Genomic DNA, 19,767 nt, shown 5'->3' on the forward strand with positions numbered 1-19,767 from the left:
AGGGCTTGTCGCTAATTTGAGTATTGGAAAACGTAGTGCAGGCTGCCGGTCTGCTCTATGAAGAATGCTGTGCACAGCAAGATGCCAGCGACAAGAAAACCAATTTTGCATTTTGCCCGCAAGAATTTTGTGTGGACGATGCGCTTTCTACGGCGATAACGGAGCAGATACAGCATGAACGATGTGCAAACCAGAACCGCAATCGTGACCGGTTCATCACGCGGGATCGGCGCGGCCGTCGCGCAGCGTCTTGCCAGAGATGGATTCAACATGATTGTCAATTATTCTGGCAGCAAGGATGCCGCGACGGAAGTCGTGAGCAAGATCGAAATCGAGGGAGGCCGCGCTATCGAGGTCCAGGCGGACGTTTCCGATTCCGCCGCCGTCAAGCGAATGTTCGACAGCGCCGAGGCTGCTTTCGGTGGCGTCGATGTGCTGGTGAACAACGCGGGCATCATGAAACTGGCATCGATCGCGAACTGCGACGATGCAATCTTTGATGCCCAGGTCGCTGTAAACTTTAGGGGCACATTCAACGCCTTGCGTGAGGCGGGACGTCGACTGCGCGATGGCGGGCGAATCGTGAATTTCTCCACCACCGTCGTCGGGATGAAGTTTGAGACGTACGGCGTATATGCGGGTATCAAAGCCGCGATCGAAACGATGACTGCAATCATGGCGAAGGAGATGCGCGGTCGAAACATCACGGTCAATGCGGTAGCTCCTGGACCGACAGCAACCGCATTGTTTCTCGATGGCAAGTCCGCCGAACTGGTCGAAGAATTGTCGAAGAGGTCGCCGCTAGAACGACTGGGAACGCCGGAAGATATTGCCAATGTGGTGGCATTTCTCGCCGGGCCAGATGGAGCTTGGGTCAACGGGCAGACCCTGCGTGCCAACGGAGGCATGGTCTGAGATTCTGCTCCAGACGTATGCTTCTGATCTGAATTGATCCGTCCAAAAATGACTCTAGACAATGATCTCACCCCGGCCTTATGCCATTTCCACCCACCGATTCGACGGAAGAACCTTCTTTTTTAGCTATCAGGATTGCTGCCCAGTCCCATCAGCAGTCAACGTATTCGATAGGCGCATAGCTAAACCTTATTGGTTTCGTTGATGCACAGTCACTGCACCCTTCAGATATCATGATCTAGAAAGCCATGGATGCTACATCTGTCGCGTTGGTGTCAGTTTGCGCTCAAACAGTACCAGTGATTGGCGCCTCAAACGGTACCAGTTGATCCCGCACCCCGATCCCTTGTCCGATGGTGGGTTTTCACATCCGAAAACTCAGCGGCGAGGGCCACATGGCGAATCAACTGGCGATGGACAAGTCCCTTGCAATCAACAACTTACGCGACGCGGGCTACTCTCAGCGGCGGATCGCAAAGACCCTCGGCGTCTCTCGTGGGGCCGTTCGGCGGCACTTGGCTGACGAAAGTTCAAACAGGACCAAGGCGCCAACGGGTCCGAGCGATCTGGCGCCAACCGGGTCTGGTGATTCAAACAGTACCACAGCGCCAACCGGGTCCGGCCCGCCTGAGGCGCCCGAGTTGTCGGCCGGAGGCAACAGCCAGTGTGAGCCGTTTCGCGAAATCATCGTCGAGAAATGCCGCGCCGGCTTGTCCGCTCGCCGCATCCATCAAGACCTCGTCGCCGATCACGGATCGGATGCCAGTTACTGGTCGGTCAACCGGTTCGTCAGAGCACTCGGTGGAACCACCGAACTTCCGTTTCGGCGGATGGAAGTACTTCCCGGCGAAGAGTTGCAAGTCGACTTCGGCACCGGTGCGAAGATCCGAAACCCCGATGGAACTCACAGGCGGACGCACGTCTTCCGTGCCGTCCTGAGCCACTCGCGAAAGGGCTACAGCGAAGCCGTCTTTCGGCAAGACACTGAGAGTTTCATTCGGGCTTTGGAGAATTGCTTTTGGGCGATCGGCGGCGTGCCTCAAAGAGTCGTTTTCGATAACGCAAAGTGCGCCGTCAAAACTCCCGATTGGCATGACCCCGAACTCAATTCCAAGCTGGTCGACTTCTGCAAGCACTATGGGTGTGCATTCGTGCCAACGCGAGTGCGAACACCACGGCACAAAGGCAAAGTCGAACGCGGCGTCGACTACGTCCAAGAGAACGCGCTGCGTGGGCGTGAGTTCGAGTCGCTCGCGGCGCAGAACGAGCATCTTGGGCAGTGGGAAAGATCGGTTGCCGACACGCGCATCCACGGCACTACGAGGAAGCAAGTTCTGGCCTGTTTCCAGGACATCGAAAAGCCATCTCTTGGCAAGCTTCCATCAACCCGATTCAAGTTCTATCACGAAGCCAAGCGAAAGGTTTCTCGCGATGGACACATATCGGTCAACCGATCGTTTTACAGCGTGCCGCCGGAGTATCTAGGGCGCGACGTGTGGGTTCGTCACGACAGTCACTTGGTAAGAATCTTTGACGAAAGCCTTCGACACATTGCAACGCATGTGATCATCGAGCGGGGACGATTCCAAACTGATGCCAAACACATCGCCTCGGAAAAGATCAGTCCGATCGAACGGGGAATCGACCATATACACAGCAAAATGCGGCTCATCGGGCCATCAGCGACCCAGTGGGCTGACGCCGTGGTCGCGGGTCGAGGTGTCGAAGCTGCCCGGGTGCTTCAAGGTGTTCTTGCCATGAGCCGCAAGCACAGCGGCGACTCGATCGAATCGGCATGTGGCATCGCGGTCCGCAGCGGGGCGATCAACTGCCGGATCATTCGCACGCTGCTGAAGCGACAGCCCGACGCGACGCAAACGACCATGGAGTTCATGGAAGATCACCCGATCATCCGTCCGATCGGTGAGTACGCAAAGTTCATTCACAACAAAGTCCAAGAAGAAATTTATCAATGAATAAGATCATCACACCGATGCTCACAAAGCTGCGTCTGAGCGGTATGAACGAGTCGCTGGCGGTTCGTCTTCACGAGGCGTCGTCGACGGGGCTGACCCATCTCGAGTTCTTCGAGCTGATGCTTCAAGACGAGATCAACATCCGCGACGATCGTCAAATCTCGCGGCGGGTCAAGAAGGCGGACTTCCGGGACATTCGCAAGTTGGAAGACTTCGACTTCAGTTTCAACCCGACAATCAAGAAGAGCATGGTGTTCGAACTGGCCACGGGGCGGTTCGTCCGCGAGCGTCGTGACGTCCTGTGGCTGGGGCCTCCAGGGACGGGCAAAAGTCACTTGGCTCAAGCGATTGGGCTGTCGCTGATTCGCGCCGGGATGACGGTGTATTACCGGAGCATTTTTGACGTCGTTCGCGACTTCCTTCACGACGAGGCACTTGATGGTCACGAGCGGATCTTGAAGCGTTATCTCGAACCCGACTTGTTGATCATCGACGACATGGGGATGAAGCAGCTTCCGAAGCGAAGCGGTGAGTACCTGTTCGAGGTGATCATGCGTCGACACGACGTTCGCAGCACGATGATGACGAGCAACCGACCGCTGGAGGAATGGGGGAAGTTGATCGGCGACGTGCCCAGTGCGACGGCGATCCTGGATCGCTTCCTGCACCACAGCGACGTGATGCAGATAACGGGCCGGAGCTACCGGATGGGAAATCAGCCAAAAAGTTCAAACAGTACCAAAGCGCCAACCGGGTCGGCGACCGAAGAAGCTTAAGTCAAACAGTACCACCAGGCCGCTTCGCGGCCCGGCCTCACCAACTGGTACCGTTTGAAGCGCCAATGAGTGGTACTGTTTCAGACGCAAATTGACACATCTGCTTCGCGATGCCGCGGCGGTCAGCGAGAAACATGGTGATCATCCCGAGTGGAAATCGTTCTCGCGTCGCTTGGTTGGCGTGTACCGGGACGCGAAGAAGCTGCGAACTCAAAGGCCATCGATCTGCGAGGCGGACTACGATTCGGCGGTGGGTCGTCTGGAACAGCGACTGGCAAAGCTCGGCAGTGAATCATGGGATCACGCCGATGCGAACCGACTCTCCAAACGGATGGCGAAGTATGGATCCGAACTATTGACGTTTCTGTGGTACGACGACGTTCCCTCGGACAACAACGCGGGCGAACGAGCGATCCGTCCGGCGGTGATGATTCGCAAGAACAGCTACTGCAATCACAGCGACCGCGGCGCGTTGACCCAGTCGGTCTTGATGAGCGTTCTTCGCACGCTCCGAGTCCGAGGCCACCAGCCGCTCGATACAATATTGGGAGCCTTGGCAAGCTACGCCAAAACCGGCGTCATGCCGCCGCTTCCGCAGAAGGCTGAATAGTTACATCCGAAGAACGAATTTGCGGACACACCTCAAATTGGTGGGGGCACGAAAAGCGCCCATTGCTGGTCCCATCGAGGCGCCCCGTGACAACGCGGTTCCACATTCACCCAAATGAGAAGTCGATCTGCTGTTCTTCGTGTGGGAGCAGCAACGTGATCCGGCGAGGCGTCAAGCAGCGAAACTTCCGAGCTTCGCCGATCGGCTTGAAACGAACCGTCATCGTTGCCACCTTGCCTCGTGTGCAGTGTCGCGATTGTGGAGTCGTTCGCCAGATCAAAGTCGGCTTCGCAGATGTCCGTCGAAGCTACACCAAAGCTTGGGCCAAACACGCTTTGCAACTCACTCGCAGCATGACGATCAAGGACGTCGCCGATCTTCTTGGTGTCACTTGGGACGTGATCAAAGAAATCAAAAAGGATGACCTCAGGCGACGCTTCGCCAATCCGTCCTTGAAGGGCGTTCGGCGAATCGCCATCGACGAGATCTGCATCGGCAAAGGGCATCGCTACGTGACGTTGGTGATGAACCTGGACACCGGTGCAATTATCTACGTGGGAGACGGGAAATCGGCCGAATCGCTGGTCCCCTTCTGGAAACGACTGGGGCGTCGGCGGCACGCAATCGAAGCGGTGGCGATGGACATGTCCTCGGCTTACATCTCCGCGGTGCGTGGTAATCTCCCCAAGGCCGATATCGTTTTCGATCGCTTTCATGTGGTGAAGTTGATGAACGAAAAGTTGACCACGCTGCGTCGGCAACTGTACCGCGAGACGACGGTCGATGACAAAGCGGTGCTCAAGGGGAGCCGTTGGTTGCTGCTGAAGAACCCCGATAACTTGAGCGAGGAGCGGGACGAGGAAGCACACTTAGCCGCGGCGCTCGCGCTCAACGAACCACTGGCCAAGGGATACTATCTCAAAGAGGAGTTGCGTTTGTTTTGGGAGGAGACGTTTCGATGGCCAGCGCAGTTGTTCTTGAGGTCGTGGTGTAGGCGAGCGATCGCAACGGGACTGTCGCCGTTGAAGACAATGGCCAAAACCCTGACGCGACTTGAGGACGGGCTCTTGAGTTACTTCGATCACCGGATTTCGTCAGGGCCGATGGAAGGCACTAACAACAAAATAAAAACGGTCCAACGACAATCCTACGGCATTCGTGATCGCGAATACTTCGAACTGCTTCTCTACTCGCTCCATCAAGCAAAGTACGCTTTAGTCGGATGAGCCAAAAAGATCACGTCTGAAGTCCGATCGAGTATTCAGATCACGATCCTACGAGAAATTTGACAGCACAAATCTTCGGTTGAGCGGCTGCGGCAGTCGAGCGGGTTCGGCCGCGCAGCGGATCAGCTTGTTGATCTCTTTTCGAGGCAGCTTCAACGGTTCTTTGAAAACGACCCAACTTACGATTTCGTCATACTCGGGCGTCGTCAGGGAACCCTCGTAGCGATAGTAGTGCTCGATGTTTGTGGGAAGCCACTCGTGAGGATTCGTTTTGAACTCCATGCATTCGCATGTGTCGTCTTTCGACATCGCTTCCATCAGTTCGATCAAACTCGGTGCAGTCTTTGCCGAATTATCGGATTCGATCATGATGCCAAGCACCGCCAGCTTGCCATCATTCGGATCGCAATTCTGATGAACGATGTGCAGTTCCATTGGGAACTGCTTGCCCTCGATCCAGTGTTCGCTCTTGTGATGGAAATGAAACTGCAGGATTTGAAAGTCACGTCCATCAAACGAAATTCGCTCGTTCTTATCGCCACTGAATGCGACCTGCACTTTCCCATGATGTGGCGTGAGTGTGCCATCAAGGTGCTTGGACCATCGAATTTTCAGCTGCTTGGCGTACTTCGTAACGACCGGTGACTGGATGTGAATCGGTGATTGCTGTTGGTTGCTCATGGTGCTTGTCGATGATTGGATGCAGTGTTAGCCCGTCAGACTACCGGGCAAATAGAAGATGCTATGGATCTGCAGTGTCTAGCCGAGGATAATTTCTTCTAGTGAACGGAGCGGGTGTGCGCCAAACTTTCTGAACGCCTCACGTCCATCCCTTGTGTCGCTTAAGGGGCCGAAATCCAGATCGGTTAGCTCTTCGATCTTGGCGATTGTGGTTTGAAACAAGTCTCGCTCGCGAAAGTCAAACGCTTCTTCGCCCATGCGTTCGATGCGAGGGTCGTCGTCGAGCATTTGTTTTTGGCTCAGCAAGAACGCCGCAGACTGCAAGTCATCACCCTCGTCGACCCACGCGATGACTTTCCAATACTGAGTCGGTATGCGAACCCCGTTGTCACGGAAATCGGGATCGGAATCACGGAATACGGGACCGGTGAAGACGCTGATTTTCAAGTCATGTTTTTCCGCGTTATCGAGAGCGAAGTTCTCCAGCCCCAGCCACAATCCGTTGGCAACATTGCCGCGATCATCTGCTTGGTTGAAGGCGTCGTATTGGGGCGCACAGTTCACGTAGTGATACGTGTCAACGATGCCGCGAGCCGAATCACGTAGCGCCGCGCCCCAGCCTGGGTCGAGTCGCCGGACCAAGTGCCCACGATCCAGCTTATTGTCACGGCCACGATAATGATCATTGTTCGTTTGCTCGTGAGCACCAATGCGTCGGTCTTCGCTCCACGGTGCCTTTCCGCCGTCGTCTCTGCTGCGAATGCGAATCAGTTTTTCGCCGTCAATATTGACCGCAGTGAAATACGCCAAACGTCGCAGACCATTCATCACGACGCTGTAATTGTGAAACCGCAACACGTAGGGCAAGTCACCGTCGATTGGATCGCGATTGACCGCTGCCGACGCAATCTGATCATCTGACAAACCGGGTAGGTAAAGAGTCTGGCCAAGGAAATCCGTGTCGAAACCATTGCGATTGGAGTAATCCCGATCAATCCCAAACCGTTCAAGTAAACGGCTGACCGAGTCGGCATCGGAATCATGACTCGTCAGATCACCATCAACAGATTCGCCGATCCTAAAGGTGATCTCCACAGGAACAGTAACGCGAACAGTGCCACCGCCCTGTGCAACGTGAACCAGTCCATTCGCGGCGGGGCGTTGAGGTAGATCGCCGTCATCAAGCTTCGGCCCCGACACGCTGCCAGGTGAATCGAACTTAACGATCGACTCATCATCTAAATCGGATTCCTCTAGCACACCATCCACCAAACGCTGAGCCGATCCACGAAAGGTCGTGTCATCCAAAAGCTCAACCAACGCCGAACTTTGGATTGCCTCATTTGCGATCCATGCGATTTGGTGGTCCGGTGTCGCATTGGTTGCCACGTTTCCGAAGATGTCCAACCAATTCCCGTCGTCATCTTTGTCGGGCACACCCGAGTGATGAAGCCCTACCAATTGCCATTCATCGTTGAAGACAGGCGAGCCGCTGGATCCCCGCTTTGTGTCGGCGCGATAGTGCAGGAATGTCTCATCAGGAATCGCGATTACAGTGTTGTCACGTAGTGCGACTTGTTTTGGTTCACCTGCTGGATGTTGGACAACATTGAGTCGTTCCCCCGTGATGACAACACCCGTATCCGGCACCAAACGCATGATGGGAAGTTCACCCAAATTGATGTTTCCGCTTTCACGAGAACCGATGGCGACAATTGCAACGTCCAAGTCCTCGTCGGCAAAGAACAGTTGACTCGCATCAAAATTGAACTTTGTTGGCGTGCTCAAGTTACCGTCGCGATCAAGTTCATGAAAACCAAATTCGATCTGAACACCCCGCGTTTCGGCTGCACTTCCGAAGACATGATGATTCGTCATCACCACGCCGGGACCGACCAAGAAACCCGTCGCGAAACCTCGCCCGCTAAAATTGATCCTTCCGACCGAGGCGATACGTGACGCTCCTTTGAGCAAGAATCGAACATCAACCAAATCGTTCCCATTAAGGATCCTCTCAAACGCCGCCGTGTCCGAGATTGTAGCCCGTGACATCGACTCACGATCTAGCGAGCGATTCGCTGCACCCGCTTGCGACGCTCGCTTGGCAAGCCTTGGATCTACACCCGCCCGTTCAAGACGATTTTGAATGACTGAAGGTTCATTCTGAGCAAGTAGCTCACGCTGCGATTTCTTCAGCGGCGAATCAAACTTTCGTTGCATGCTGCGAAAACGTTTCTCGGTCGCGCGAATGACATCATCCGGAATGACGGAGTGTTCAAAATCCTGAGGCACTGGTAGCTCCGATAAATACAGGAAGGTCCTATTTTGATGAAGTAATTAGACATGATGCGACACGCTACTGGTACGGAAGCCAATAGGATCGCGATGGGAAAGGAAACTACTTCGGCCCGCGAAGACGGGCCGAATACCTGAATGTTTATGCGATGCTAGAGAGAACCGGCCATCAACCTGAGTGCATCAATGGATGGACAAAAGAAGTAGCCACCCCCCGTCGTGATGATCCAGTCTTTCTTTGTTGCAATCGTGGCTTCTGAGCCGGAAGTGTCTTTGAAAACGCAAAATCGCTCGCGGTCGGCGGACGCTCCGCTCTGGCCGAGGATCATGTCGTGACCTTCGTTGTTTCCTGGTTCGGGATTCACTGTTGAATTGACCCAGCGAATCATCAACTGCTCAAATTGGTCGCGAATACTGGTTTGGTAACAAAGAAACAAGAGCCCGCGATCCGTTTCGTCTGGAGCATCGTCAAACGCTGGTCCGAAGGGGATTCCACGCCGCAAGATTCGCATTTTCATCGTGTTCGTTTCAGCTCCAAGGTCCGTTGACCGGTCGCGTGGATTGACCTTGCGGATGTGTGCATGGAAAGGACAAACGACGCCATCGGGATCTGCCGCCGTCCCCTGCACGGTTCGGCCATCCGCTAACTCAATCGGCGGTGTGTCACTCCCGAAGCCGAAATAGTTAATACGGTCGTCTGATACCGCTTGTGCTGGCGACCCATCGGGAGACTGTTGCACGGGAGTTCCGTCCGGCCATCGGCCAACGATGCTTGCCCGTAGAAGTTCCTTGTCGAAATGCGAGAACTCCGTATGTGCCGCCAAGTCGGATGCCATCCTTGCCGTTTCTTTGCGAAACAGCGGAACATCTTGTTTGAGTCTTCGGAAAACAAGGAACGAGCCGTTCTTTAGAATGTCATCGGTGTCGGCGATCGAAGACGGATCGCGAAAGTGGTTTGAACTTTGGCGTGGATAGCCAAACACGAACTCGCCTGGCCAAACAAGCGGCGAACCGGGTGACGCCCATTCCGGCCCAGTAGGCGAGTTTTGAACTCGACGTTTGGCAAGGAAGTCGTGGGTGCCAGCCGACACTCGACCACGCATCGCGGGTTGAGAGACACCGTCGCGAAATCCGAAGTGCTCTTCGTCGTTGCCTAGCCGAGTTCCCCGTTCTTCGTAGATAACTTCGTGCGATCCGTGCTGGACCGTTTCAACCAGAGACTCGACACCCCCATCCAACGTGGCGTCGTTGGATGACCCAACGATCAAGAATAGATCTGCGGCATTGTCCGGGCCGCCAACGAGCCAGTTGCTTTTGTGTCCCTCATTCGACGGATCACGATGATCGCCGAGAGTAAAACTACGACGGTGAAGGCCCAGGCGAAACGAACGGTCTGCATTATCTGCCGCGTTCCCAATCAGATCATTGAGTAATTCGTTTCCGAAGGCGACGTTGACCCACACGGGATGCGATTCAAGAGCACGAAAGCTGGAGATTCCAAAATTGTAACTTTCTCTGGCGCGTTCCAAACGACTCTCGTGGAACCCCAACGCTTGGTCCATCGTCGTGATTCGGGGAAGCAATTCACCAATCAAACGCCGAGCTTCATCAACTCCGGCAGTTTTGATCGCAATGAAATGTTGAAAAGGAAAGCGGAAACCTGGTGAGATGTTCGCTTGAATCTGATCCGTGGCAAGTTGCGGTTCAACCATAACAATTCCATTTCGAGATGTGATCCTGGGCGTTACCGAGTGTACGGATCCTTGACGTTCTTTAAGTTCGGTAGCGGCTCTTGGCGAACATCAAGTTCTCTCGCCGCGGCGATGCCAACTGTGCCTCCCGGCGGTGGACATTGATCGTTGATGTTAGTGATCCTTTGCAAGTCCAGCAGCGTCGGATGTGTACAGCAATGCGCGACGCATGGCATCGGATCAGGATTTGCAGCCGCATCAAAAACTCTGCCAAAGATGACAATCGAAATGAACTCGGCAATTTGCGAGCCGAATCGAAGTGGCTCTCCGCCAACAATAATATCACTCAGCGAACCGCCATCAGGAAGCGAAAACTCGGCACGTAGAATCTGCTTCTTGTCTTGATCGCCACGGATGACTTTCCAGCAGTCATCGAACGAGACACCTGGAGGAAATTCAAATGGTGCTGCGTCCAGACTGTGAATATACAGTCCGACTGGATCGTCGATCGTGACAAACTTGTTCTGTCGCACCAGTCCGTTGATCGCGGATCCAATTGTCGGGTCGCTAGAGCGATCAGGACCACCGTATCCAGCGCAACAGATCAACTCGCCCGGTGCCACGACGGGTCCGTTGCCATTTTCTCGCAACACGCTCGCATCGGCAGCTAGGAACACTTCCGCGGACAGTGAATTGGCAGGATGCGTCAGGTGAATCGCACCTTCGGTCGTGTTCCATTTGTTGTATGGATTGTATTGCCCGTTTTGATTCACCGGATTACGGTTCGCGTCCGCGATAAAGATATCTTCGTCGAAAAATAGATCCCCCATCTCAACCTGCTCACCCGTCAAGTCTTGGTAGAGCTTCAACAAAAGATCGGGGTCATTGTCGGCAATAAATCCCCAGTACTCTGGGTTTTCACAAGTAAAGACAACCTTGCGTAGTTCGTTATCAGCATCGCGGGACGAATGCCACTCGCAATACTCGTCTTGATCCCGAAAAACAATGTCCTCGGCTGGATCGAATCCGCCAGGGACTTGGCGGTAGTAGCCCGCACGTCTTCCCGTAAGGTCCGCGTTTACAGTTTCTTCGACGACTCGCCAACGATCTTCCACATTCTGCACAACCTGTGCGTACTTTCGAGGAAAACCGCTCCACGGAATTTCCGCCACGCTGCCGCCAGCACCTTGGGGCGAGTCAATCAGATTAAAGATCCGAACGTCAGCCATCGAAACACCGGTGTCTTGCAACAATCGCGTCTCTGCAGAGCGAAACCACTGATGAACCACCCCACTCCACTGCGTCTTCTGCGCTGCCGTTAGATCTTCGATGTTCGCTGGTGGTGCGTACTGAAATGTCCCGTTCGTACTGTCAAGCGAATCAATCCAGTTTTCAACGTATTGAATATCGTCACTACTAAGCGGCGGTTGGTTCAGCGGCATTTGCGGAATGCCGGCAAGCGTTCCCTTGAGTACTTTGACGAGAGCCGACCGTGCTCCACGATATGGCCCTGGATCGGCGATTAACGCGTGGCCGTAAATCGGTGGTAACGCTATGAACTGGTCCTCGGGAAGTAGCCAAAATCGTGCATGTCCATCGTGATGTGGGAAACTAACCCCAGAGGCCGACTCAAGAATTTGTTGTACTCCCGCATAATTCACCGCAGGCACTGCTCCGGCAGCGGCGAATGCGCGCCGCGACGGTGATCGAATCGCGTCGAACGCCTCCGGCGCTGGCGCAAGAAAGCGGTGTTTCGCAAACGCCCAATCAAGTTGCTCAAACGTAAGCGTCATCCACGTGTCGCGCAGCAAGTCCAATCGACTCGCCGGCAACCCAGGATTGTTCTGAGCGTCGTTTTCTGGATCGGCTTCCGTTTGAATCGCCCAAGAGAGTGCCATACAGCGATCGACGTGCAACCAACGATCCGCGGAGTCACCCAGCAAACTTGCGGCACGAATGAACCCATGCCAACGCTGCCAACCAACCCAGTTATCCGGCGTCCCGTCCATCATGTGAACGCGCCGCCCAGGCGGTCGCGGCGCACGATCGTCAAACAAGACACCTTGCCCAAAATCTTCAAACGCACTGCGAATCGAATCATCGTCCTTCAAGTGACGATCAATGATTTGCAATTGAATTGCCGCCAGATCCAGCAACCCACGTCTGCCCGCTTCGACTGTTGTGACAAACGGACCAGGATGATTCGGATCAGAAAACGAGGTCCGCAAAAAGTCGGGTAGTGAGTCCAAGCCCCAGCTTTGAGCAAAATAACCTCGCTGAAACGCATCCGCGATCACCCGCGTCCTCTGCCACAGCGTCTGATTATCAAAGTCGAACCAAAACTCACGACCGATGGCTTTTGTGTACATTTGCTTGCCTTTGAATTAGCTGTATCGCATTTCTGCAAAAACGTCGTCCATGAAATTCAGCCATCCTGGCTGGTCTTCCACCCCATTCAATTCCAGATAGCGTGCCCTGTTAACGGTGAACGAAAAAAGCGTCGATGGAAACCAAATGGAGAGTCCGTTCGCATTCGCGAGTTTTCTCGAGCGACGTAGCACTCGATTCTTGATGACTGCCTTGTTCAGTGATTCGATCAGTCGCCGTGAGTATTTGCCAACGACCTTGCATTCGATCGCCTTGGAGAGATTTTCGGCAAAATGCACAGCGTCTACATACTCTGCGTTGGCAAAGGATTGCGATGACGCGCGTGCCATATCAATGGTGCGTATTGATTCTCTTTTCGTGCTGGCGTCCTGTGAGTCCAAATGGCTGGCGACTGCTTTTCCAAGTAGCGATAGAGATTTCATCGCTTCTCCTGTTCGTGTCAGTCGGATAGCTGACTGAGTAACATTCGTCATCCCGTGAAGCACGTAATGGTTGACGTATGAATCCACGATGTCGGAAGCGACATCGCAGACTTTTGGCTCATGCTTGAGATGCTCAAGCACTTTGTCGTATGGCCATCCCTCGCCAGGTTCAATCTGCTGTGATGCTACCAAGTAGTCAGCGAACTTAGAAAAGTGGTTGGCAATCTCAAGCATTCCCATCAAGCACGCATCAAAACCCAGTATCGCAATCTTTTTTTTGTGAAAGCCCACTCGCTCGAACACGTATTCGACTTCAGGCATATCGAGGGCTCCACCGAACTCGTCGATTGCGATCGCACGACGGCGTGATCGGAAACCATCACCGTGTCCGCCGATGACCACTACCCGCTGGTCTGCTGGATAGCGATCGGTTCCCCAGGTCAAAAACTTCAGTAACGATTCCGGCTTTCCAGTGTCGGCCTCAGGCAACCGCTCAATCACATTTCTGTATGCAATTCCTTCCTCTTCTGGCTCCGTGATTTCGTACCGGATGGAGCCTGTGTGCTCACCTCTGGTGTCGATTTCGACGCCTACATAAACATCTGCTGATGCGCCAACTTTGCACAACTCAGCGATGTCACGAATCCCAGCATCACTTAGATCGTTATCGCCAGCCATGAAAAGCAGAAGCGAATACCTCCGCTTTGCGCGTTTCTGTTTTGTGCGACTAGCCACCGACTACCTCATTTCCGCGATCGTTTCGTCAATCCAATCGCTGACGGAATCGACGCGAACATAGATGCCTCCGTCGCCGCAATTGTCGTTCGCTTCATCAGTCGCCCTTGATGTCGCCCCAGCAAGTTTTCGCTGACTGTCCACATGCACATATGCTGGACCTCCGCTGTCGCCGTTGCACGAGTCTTGCCCAGAACCCTTTCGACCCGCCACGAATTCTGTCATCGAATTGAAGCCAAGGGTTGATTCAGCGGCCGACAAGTTTTCCTGTGGAGTCTTTCTGACAACATTCATCGGCACGTTGACTTGTCGTTTGATTCCGAACCCCATTGAGCCCGCTGGGTTGTCGTTTCCGAATCCAACTAGTTCGATCCGACTCGCATTGGCGACTTCATCTGAAGTCGCCCTTGCAATCGGAGCCACCGTGGGCGCAGTTTGAAGAATCAGCAGCGCAATGTCTTCCGTCGGATGCTGCTTGATTCGCGAAATTCGCACAATGTTGGCTGGCTGCACATTGGATTCTTGCTCGACGCCAATTCCAATCGAATTTGGGTCAAACCGACTGAAGATACAGTGGTCGGCTGTAATAACGAGTCGGGGATGAATGAGAGTACCAGTGCAGAACCACTCATTTAGAAACCCGCCAGCCGACGAGTTGCCAATGAGACAACATTCTGGAAATGCGCCAGGATCGACAGGGCGACCGCCAACTATTCGCTCAAGCTGATCTGCCATTCGACTTGCGCGACTCCGAGAGTCGTTGTCCGATGGGTCAGCGCGAAGGTGGTCGGAGAGTTGTTCAGACAGAAATCGAATTCGCTTGCTTAGCAATTCAATTTGTTCTCCTACATCGTGGCCTGTTGCACTGCGACCGCCGCAGTTGCAAGCACTCTTTTGATTCTTACGCACGGGAATACCTCCTGAGATTAGTGATTGTTTAGGATTATTCAGAGACGTGTTTAGTTGCCTTTTTGCACCGGGGGATCAGGCTGAACGTCTGGAGTTGGCACAGGATTCGGCACTGGCGTTGGAACGGGATTCCCTGGTGCGCCATAGAGTGCTCGCGCCCCCGCGATATCAAGCGGACTGAGGTCTCCATTGTTGTTGTACAGTGGGTTACAGTAGTTCATAATCGAATCAGGATCGTAGACAGTTATGAACCAATCTCCGTCACTGCCTTGTCGCTCTCGCTGACACCAAAGAGGTGCATCACTCCGATTTTGCTCGTGAGCAAAACTGATGGCATGGCCAAATTCATGCACCGCGATGCTCTCGATCGAAGAACGTCGATTCGCTCCACCGCATGCTGGACACCAATTGCCGAAAGTAAAATTCAGCACCATCCCATTTCGCATACCATCGAGACCTCTGCCCAACGCCTTTACATGAGGTCCATCATCAGCGATGAGAATCCGAATTCCCGTTGAGCTTGCCTGCGATTGTCCCCAGCCAGTGAACTTGAGTCCCGACTCAGCTTGCCATGTCCGCGTGATCGCATCCTGAACCCATTGGCGTTCCTGAGCATTCGCGGGTGAAGGATTCTCCCATGTCACTGGGATGGTCGCACTGGGCCAAATCGCACGGCGGAGCGGAAACGCACGGTCTTGTGCCCGATTGGAACCTGGGTCTCGAATTCGCTCAACGAGTGAGATTTGGAGTCGCTGCATAGCGATCTTGAGACGCAAATTTTCCAGCTCTAGTTTTCTTGCTTTCGCAACGGCATCCGCGACAGCCGATTCTGCTGCCAGTCGTTCGATGGCAGGGTTATCGACTTGAGAATCGGAGCCATACGGAAGCGACCTGTCAGGTAGAGTTGCCTCCTGTGCGAACAATGGCACTCCCACTAGGCAGATCAAAACAAACAAACACCATTTTCGTGTATCGAGCATGTGGAGACTCCCAAATGCATTTGAGGAAGGGACTACGGAATCGAAATATCGTGTGTTGCACCAAAGAACACTTCTGTTGCCGATTGCTCGGGTCGCAGCCCAGGCTGAGCAACTGCCCGCGATTCACCTCGAGTTGCACGATCCGTCGGCGGAAACAGTAACCGGACAACCTGTTTCATCGTGTCGACATCGAAACCTTGTTGTGGCTTAGCCCACGGCTGGTCGTGCTCGACCCAGTTTTCGCTTTGAAACCACGGCAGGCCACCGATATCAACTTGCCGAACTTCGCCAGGGTGAGCTGCTTCGTGAGCCGCGAACCAATCTTCGATCCGGTCATCGACCCAGCCGTGCAGACGCCAGAAAACGGGATTCACGTGCGATGAGTAAAAGTCGCCAAGGTAATCGTTACTCGGATCAGCCCATCGGCTGTCGATATCGCCAATGCCACGACCAAGCGGAACCTTGGTTCCATCAGGCAGTCGTGGAACGGACGCCCATCGCATGTGCATGTCATTGTGAATGGAGAATTCGACCAACGCGCCGAGTTGTCCCAGAGTGAGCTTTGCAAGTCGTTCGGGATTCTTGAATTCACGATCCCACCACTGCATGCGCGACCAGTAGTATTCATCGCTTTTGAGTGCGTGAATGCGACGCTCAAGGTTGACGACGCCGGGCCAGTGCCAAGCTGGCGGAACGACGAATCCGTCGGGATTGCCGGGCGCAGGATGCGACGGATTGCATTCTGCGAAATCTGGTTCAGCACGCACAGACCCCGGCTGTGGAGGGCTGGACCAATGTTGAATCGGATCTAACCCTGCGTGATGCATCATGTGCCTAACGTGTGAGATCATCTCCCGGTGCATGTACAGAAAGTCGATTCCTGAGCCGTTGTTGACGGCAATCTTCCCTGACTCCGTTCCTAGTCGCGGCGGTTCCCAATTCAGATCCCGAATCTGCTGGCGCGTTTCATCCGAAACGTCAGGCGAGAGCCAAAACTGTCGTAGCGAATGCCACAGCAAATGATGCAACCGGTGCTTTTCACCCGCCAGCATTCGGATCACCGAGTCGGGCAGCGGGATGACTTCTCTGGGCTCTGGAAATTCCTGGGCTACAGCAACGAACGATCCAACCACACCCGCTGGTGCTTTACCATGCGGAATACTGCGGATGACCGTTCCGACAATCGCGGGAACCTGGTTAACTCCATCGGGCCATTCCGGCGCAAAATATCCTATGTAATCGTAGACCCAACCCTCAGCACTCGTGCCAGCGACCCCCGTTCCGCGGAGGCGAATCCGATGGGGTGTCCCGTGTTCGATTCTTCCAACCATCTCTAGCCGAGCATCATCGACATTCGGCGGATCACTGCGGAACGCCAGTTGCCCCAGAACATCATCGTGCCCGACCACTGGATCGAAAATCAATACGCCTTGTCCAAACAACAAGCGATCTTCAAGCGGCAACTTTGGGTCAACCTGTTCCTGCACGTTGTGAAAACTGCGGTAGATCCAGGTTCCCGTCAAAATGCTGCTCATTGCTTACATTCCTCTGTGTTTCAAACGAAGATCTTTATTCAACCTTGGCGAGTTCGGCACTGCTACGGAAGTCGATGGGAACTCAATGGGAACAGAACCCGCGAAATAATCAGTAGCCAGCACCGATGTCGAGTTCCGATGGCAAGAGACGTAGCGTGTTGTAGTTTTCGATTTCGTCGGAAGTGAATTCTGCTTCGAGGGCTTCGAGTTGCGATTTCATTCGATCGTGGGCGTCTCGGTACTTTTGATTGACTTCGGGGTCTTTAAGATCCTCGAAGACGTTTTTGTAGTCAGTGGCTAGTAGCGTGTAACGAACTCGCGAAGTCGCCATCGCGACGCAAGCGAGTGAACGCCATTCGTCGACGCCGTAGGTGCCACCATCTTTGGGGACTTGTACTTTGTTGATGCGTGGATCGAGCGCTAAGCGGACGCCGGATGTTCCGTAGACTTCGTGGCGGATGATCAGATGATGCATCATGTCGGCAATGAACCTTGCTAGACCTGATCGTGTTTTTAGTTGGTCGAAACGATTGGGAAGCGGCTGAGCGTAAGTTGCTGCCAGATTGGCAAACAACACTTGCACGCACTCGTCGGATGCGACATTCGCATCGCTGGTGTAGACCGCTTCGACCAAGCTGGTCGCGTATTCCAGCCAGATCGCAGCGTATTGCTTTTCCCAAACCAGGCTTGATCTGGGTAGAACGTTCTCCAGGGCTTGGCCGTCGCGTCCTGCTAGCAGTACTTTCTCGCGGCGCTCGAAGTCTTCGTCTTCTGCCAGCTCGTATTCGCCAAATCGGTCGTTTAAGTGCCGCATCAATGATGCGTTGGTCGTCGCGAATATCTGCGGAAAGACGGCGTTGTCTTCCAACAGGTTTTGGGTCGTTAGTTCTTCGGCTAGCTCATGGGCGAACAAATGCGGGTAAAGAGCGAGTCGGACGGGATGAAACCACTGCCGTTTGGCGTCGAACGAGTTGAACAACGCGACTTCGATCAGATTCAAGCCCATGTGGATTTCGACGAGATGCTTTCCGCTGACGACATAGAAGTAGACGGTGGCCAGAATCATGTCCTCGGCATGGCGGAACCTCGCGTCAGTCGGATCAACAGACAATTCAATATCGGATTTCGGAGCCTGAACGTGAGTCAGTTTCAGGCAGTGATTGGCGTCGTCGATCTCGAAGTACGCGACTCCGCCATAAGACTCGTAGTCGGCTTTCGTCTCGTACTTTTCAAAGAACGACAGGTCCATCACAAAGGCTTGCTTACCATCTCGGATGATCGGCTGGATGAACGTGCCAGCGGTGCCGTATTCGACCAGGAAGGCTAAGAGCTGGCCTTGACTGTAAGCTTCGAGTACGGTTGGCGGCGTGGGCTGGAAACCTGGGCCGCGAACACCTGACTCAATTGAAAACCAGCCGAGTGTCGGGAGGTAGATGCGCTGAAGAAACTGCTTCGGCCAGTAGTTGCTACCGTCGCTCCACGGTTCCATTCTCGGTTTCAATCGCAGTGGCACGTCGATGTTCGCGATTGGGAAGACACGATTGACCATGCTGGCCGCACCGAAAGCGAACTTCACTAACCTCGTGATCATTCCGAAGGCATGAACCTTCAACGTCAGTGCTTCATCCAGGCAAGGAACGCTGACTGGATGGGTCAAGTTGCGCGGATGGGCAATGTAGTAGGGGAGCAGCCCCAGCGGCTGAAGTTCGCTCTCACGTCCCGCGTATAGTTCGCCCAGACGCTCGGGTCTTGGAACACGCATCCCGCCTGCTATGAACAAATAGAAGTACGGCCAAGTCGCTCCGGAGATCATCGAACGGAACATGGCCCAGGTTTGCGGAAGTAGATAGAAAGCCAGGGCCATCCCAGCCGGAATCGAGACGAGCAACCGCAGTCCAATTCCTATGATTCCCTGATGAGCCTCGGCGGATGCATCAAACTCAGTCCGTAAACCGAAGTACAGCAAGGCAACGACAACCGTCGCAACGAGATGAAAGACCGTGCTTCGGCGTGGCGTTTGCGAACCGATGAAGGTTGTCGCGTAGAGCCCAATTGCTGCGACAGCGAGTGCAGTTCGCCCCCATACTCCTCCCTGCAATCCGCTGGACGCGAACATGAGTATCAGCAACGCGATCAATCCGACCGTCAGGGTTGCTGCGCCGATTTCTTGCGGACCTCGAAAGAGAAACAGAATAAGCAAAAAACCAGTGACGGTGCCAACCAAAGCCGTCACCCATCCTGAATGACCAAACGCACCGAGCGTCACCAGTCCGTAAGCCAGATAGACCGAGCCGAACACAAACGCAATGTTGCCGAGCCGAATGGTTTGAATGAAACGCCCCATGGCGGTTCCCAGCAATTGATAAGGTGCATTTCGGATCAGCAACCAAGTTTCGTAGAGGAACCCAATGCCACTTCCAAACGCGGTGAACCAAAACGGGGCGCCCACCCACAACGGCAAGTCAGGCAGATTGATGATCGCCAAAAGCGAAGCGACAAAGAACACCAGCAAGCTTCCAGCGGAAAACCAAGCGTCCTTCGTGTTGAAAGTCGGCGGCACCGGTAGCGTGAATTTTTCCGGCCCCGGCGGCGTGATATGGGTATTGGCTTGCACGACAGGCGATCCAA

General features: G+C 54.1%; 15 protein-coding genes. 5 read left to right on the forward strand and 10 right to left on the reverse strand.

All coding sequences use genetic code 11. The annotated features are described in order from the left end of the window. Nucleotides 1-11: 11 nt before the first annotated feature. On the reverse strand, nucleotides 12-272 hold the full coding sequence (locus tag K227x_RS30315; protein ID WP_218934108.1) for a hypothetical protein: 261 nt from the start codon (nucleotides 270-272) through the stop codon (nucleotides 12-14). On the opposite strand from K227x_RS30315, the gene K227x_RS06920 reads away from it, so the two are divergent. The 5 genes from K227x_RS06920 (at nucleotide 175) to K227x_RS06940 (ending at nucleotide 5,503) form a co-directional block, all read left to right on the forward strand. Further along, a complete protein-coding gene (locus K227x_RS06920) occupies nucleotides 175-915 on the forward strand; it encodes an SDR family oxidoreductase (RefSeq protein ID WP_145168852.1) in 741 nt (246 codons plus the stop codon). The genes K227x_RS30315 and K227x_RS06920 overlap by 98 nt on opposite strands. Nucleotides 916-1,328: 413 nt before the next feature. Then, complete coding sequence (gene istA, locus K227x_RS06925) at nucleotides 1,329-2,891, forward strand: IS21 family transposase (protein ID WP_246146830.1); 1,563 nt, start codon at nucleotides 1,329-1,331, stop codon at nucleotides 2,889-2,891. After that, on the forward strand, nucleotides 2,888-3,667 hold the full coding sequence (gene istB / locus K227x_RS06930) for an IS21-like element helper ATPase IstB (RefSeq protein WP_246146610.1): 780 nt from the start codon (nucleotides 2,888-2,890) through the stop codon (nucleotides 3,665-3,667). Before istA ends, istB begins: the two co-directional genes overlap by 4 nt. Nucleotides 3,668-3,758: 91 nt before the next feature. Beyond that, nucleotides 3,759-4,277, forward strand: a complete 519-nt coding sequence (locus K227x_RS06935; protein WP_246146612.1) for an IS66 family transposase — start codon at nucleotides 3,759-3,761, stop codon at nucleotides 4,275-4,277. Between the two features lie 86 nt (nucleotides 4,278-4,363). Further along, the gene (locus K227x_RS06940) at nucleotides 4,364-5,503 is read left to right on the forward strand and encodes an ISL3 family transposase (RefSeq protein WP_218933824.1); all 1,140 of its coding nucleotides are present in this window, start codon (nucleotides 4,364-4,366) and stop codon (nucleotides 5,501-5,503) included. A gap of 48 nt (nucleotides 5,504-5,551) precedes the next feature. Here K227x_RS06940 and K227x_RS06945 read toward each other — a convergent pair whose 3' ends face one another. The 9 genes from K227x_RS06945 to K227x_RS06985 form a co-directional block, all read right to left on the reverse strand. Next, entirely contained in the window at nucleotides 5,552-6,184 is a 633-nt protein-coding gene (locus K227x_RS06945; RefSeq protein ID WP_145168855.1) for a carbonic anhydrase family protein, read from the reverse strand. A gap of 78 nt (nucleotides 6,185-6,262) precedes the next feature. Continuing rightward, the gene (locus K227x_RS06950) at nucleotides 6,263-8,476 is read right to left on the reverse strand and encodes a DNA/RNA non-specific endonuclease (RefSeq protein ID WP_218933825.1); all 2,214 of its coding nucleotides are present in this window, start codon (nucleotides 8,474-8,476) and stop codon (nucleotides 6,263-6,265) included. A gap of 155 nt (nucleotides 8,477-8,631) precedes the next feature. After that, nucleotides 8,632-10,191: a Dyp-type peroxidase gene (locus K227x_RS06955; RefSeq protein WP_145168857.1), complete on the reverse strand. Its 1,560-nt coding sequence runs from the start codon at nucleotides 10,189-10,191 to the stop codon at nucleotides 8,632-8,634. 32 nt (nucleotides 10,192-10,223) lie between these two features. Further along, nucleotides 10,224-12,539: a hypothetical protein gene (locus tag K227x_RS06960; RefSeq protein WP_145168858.1), complete on the reverse strand. Its 2,316-nt coding sequence runs from the start codon at nucleotides 12,537-12,539 to the stop codon at nucleotides 10,224-10,226. Between the two features lie 15 nt (nucleotides 12,540-12,554). Continuing rightward, entirely contained in the window at nucleotides 12,555-13,658 is a 1,104-nt protein-coding gene (locus K227x_RS06965; protein WP_145168859.1) for a clostripain-related cysteine peptidase, read from the reverse strand. Between the two features lie 60 nt (nucleotides 13,659-13,718). Next, nucleotides 13,719-14,450 carry a S1 family peptidase gene (locus tag K227x_RS31565; protein ID WP_145168860.1) on the reverse strand — a complete coding sequence of 244 codons (732 nt, stop codon included), beginning with the start codon at nucleotides 14,448-14,450 and terminating at the stop codon, nucleotides 13,719-13,721. A gap of 224 nt (nucleotides 14,451-14,674) precedes the next feature. After that, nucleotides 14,675-15,604: a hypothetical protein gene (locus K227x_RS31080; RefSeq protein ID WP_246146617.1), complete on the reverse strand. Its 930-nt coding sequence runs from the start codon at nucleotides 15,602-15,604 to the stop codon at nucleotides 14,675-14,677. A 32-nt stretch (nucleotides 15,605-15,636) separates the two neighbouring features. Beyond that, entirely contained in the window at nucleotides 15,637-17,139 is a 1,503-nt protein-coding gene (locus K227x_RS06980; RefSeq protein WP_218933827.1) for a hypothetical protein, read from the reverse strand. 109 nt (nucleotides 17,140-17,248) lie between these two features. Beyond that, the gene (locus K227x_RS06985; protein ID WP_145168861.1) at nucleotides 17,249-19,753 is read right to left on the reverse strand and encodes a hypothetical protein; all 2,505 of its coding nucleotides are present in this window, start codon (nucleotides 19,751-19,753) and stop codon (nucleotides 17,249-17,251) included. Nucleotides 19,754-19,767: the final 14 nt, after the last annotated feature.

This window comes from Rubripirellula lacrimiformis (assembly GCF_007741535.1).
Taxonomy (GTDB): domain Bacteria; phylum Planctomycetota; class Planctomycetia; order Pirellulales; family Pirellulaceae; genus Rubripirellula; species Rubripirellula lacrimiformis.

Bases quoted from the DNA above. Each gene is read 5' to 3' on its own strand.
- K227x_RS06920 (WP_145168852.1), top strand. From the start codon at position 175: ATGAACGATGTGCAAACCAGAACCGCAATCGTGACCGGTTCATCACGC.
- K227x_RS06965 (WP_145168859.1), bottom strand. From the start codon at position 13,658: ATGGCTGGCGATAACGATCTAAGTGATGCTGGGATTCGTGACATCGCT.
- K227x_RS06980 (WP_218933827.1), bottom strand. From the start codon at position 17,139: ATGAGCAGCATTTTGACGGGAACCTGGATCTACCGCAGTTTTCACAAC.
- istB (WP_246146610.1), top strand. From the start codon at position 2,888: ATGAATAAGATCATCACACCGATGCTCACAAAGCTGCGTCTGAGCGGT.
- K227x_RS30315 (WP_218934108.1), bottom strand. From the start codon at position 272: ATGTTGAATCCATCTCTGGCAAGACGCTGCGCGACGGCCGCGCCGATC.
- istA (WP_246146830.1), top strand. From the start codon at position 1,329: ATGGACAAGTCCCTTGCAATCAACAACTTACGCGACGCGGGCTACTCT.
- K227x_RS06945 (WP_145168855.1), bottom strand. From the start codon at position 6,184: ATGAGCAACCAACAGCAATCACCGATTCACATCCAGTCACCGGTCGTT.
- K227x_RS06955 (WP_145168857.1), bottom strand. From the start codon at position 10,191: ATGGTTGAACCGCAACTTGCCACGGATCAGATTCAAGCGAACATCTCA.
- K227x_RS31080 (WP_246146617.1), bottom strand. From the start codon at position 15,604: ATGCTCGATACACGAAAATGGTGTTTGTTTGTTTTGATCTGCCTAGTG.
- K227x_RS06960 (WP_145168858.1), bottom strand. From the start codon at position 12,539: ATGTACACAAAAGCCATCGGTCGTGAGTTTTGGTTCGACTTTGATAAT.
- K227x_RS31565 (WP_145168860.1), bottom strand. From the start codon at position 14,450: ATGGCAGATCAGCTTGAGCGAATAGTTGGCGGTCGCCCTGTCGATCCT.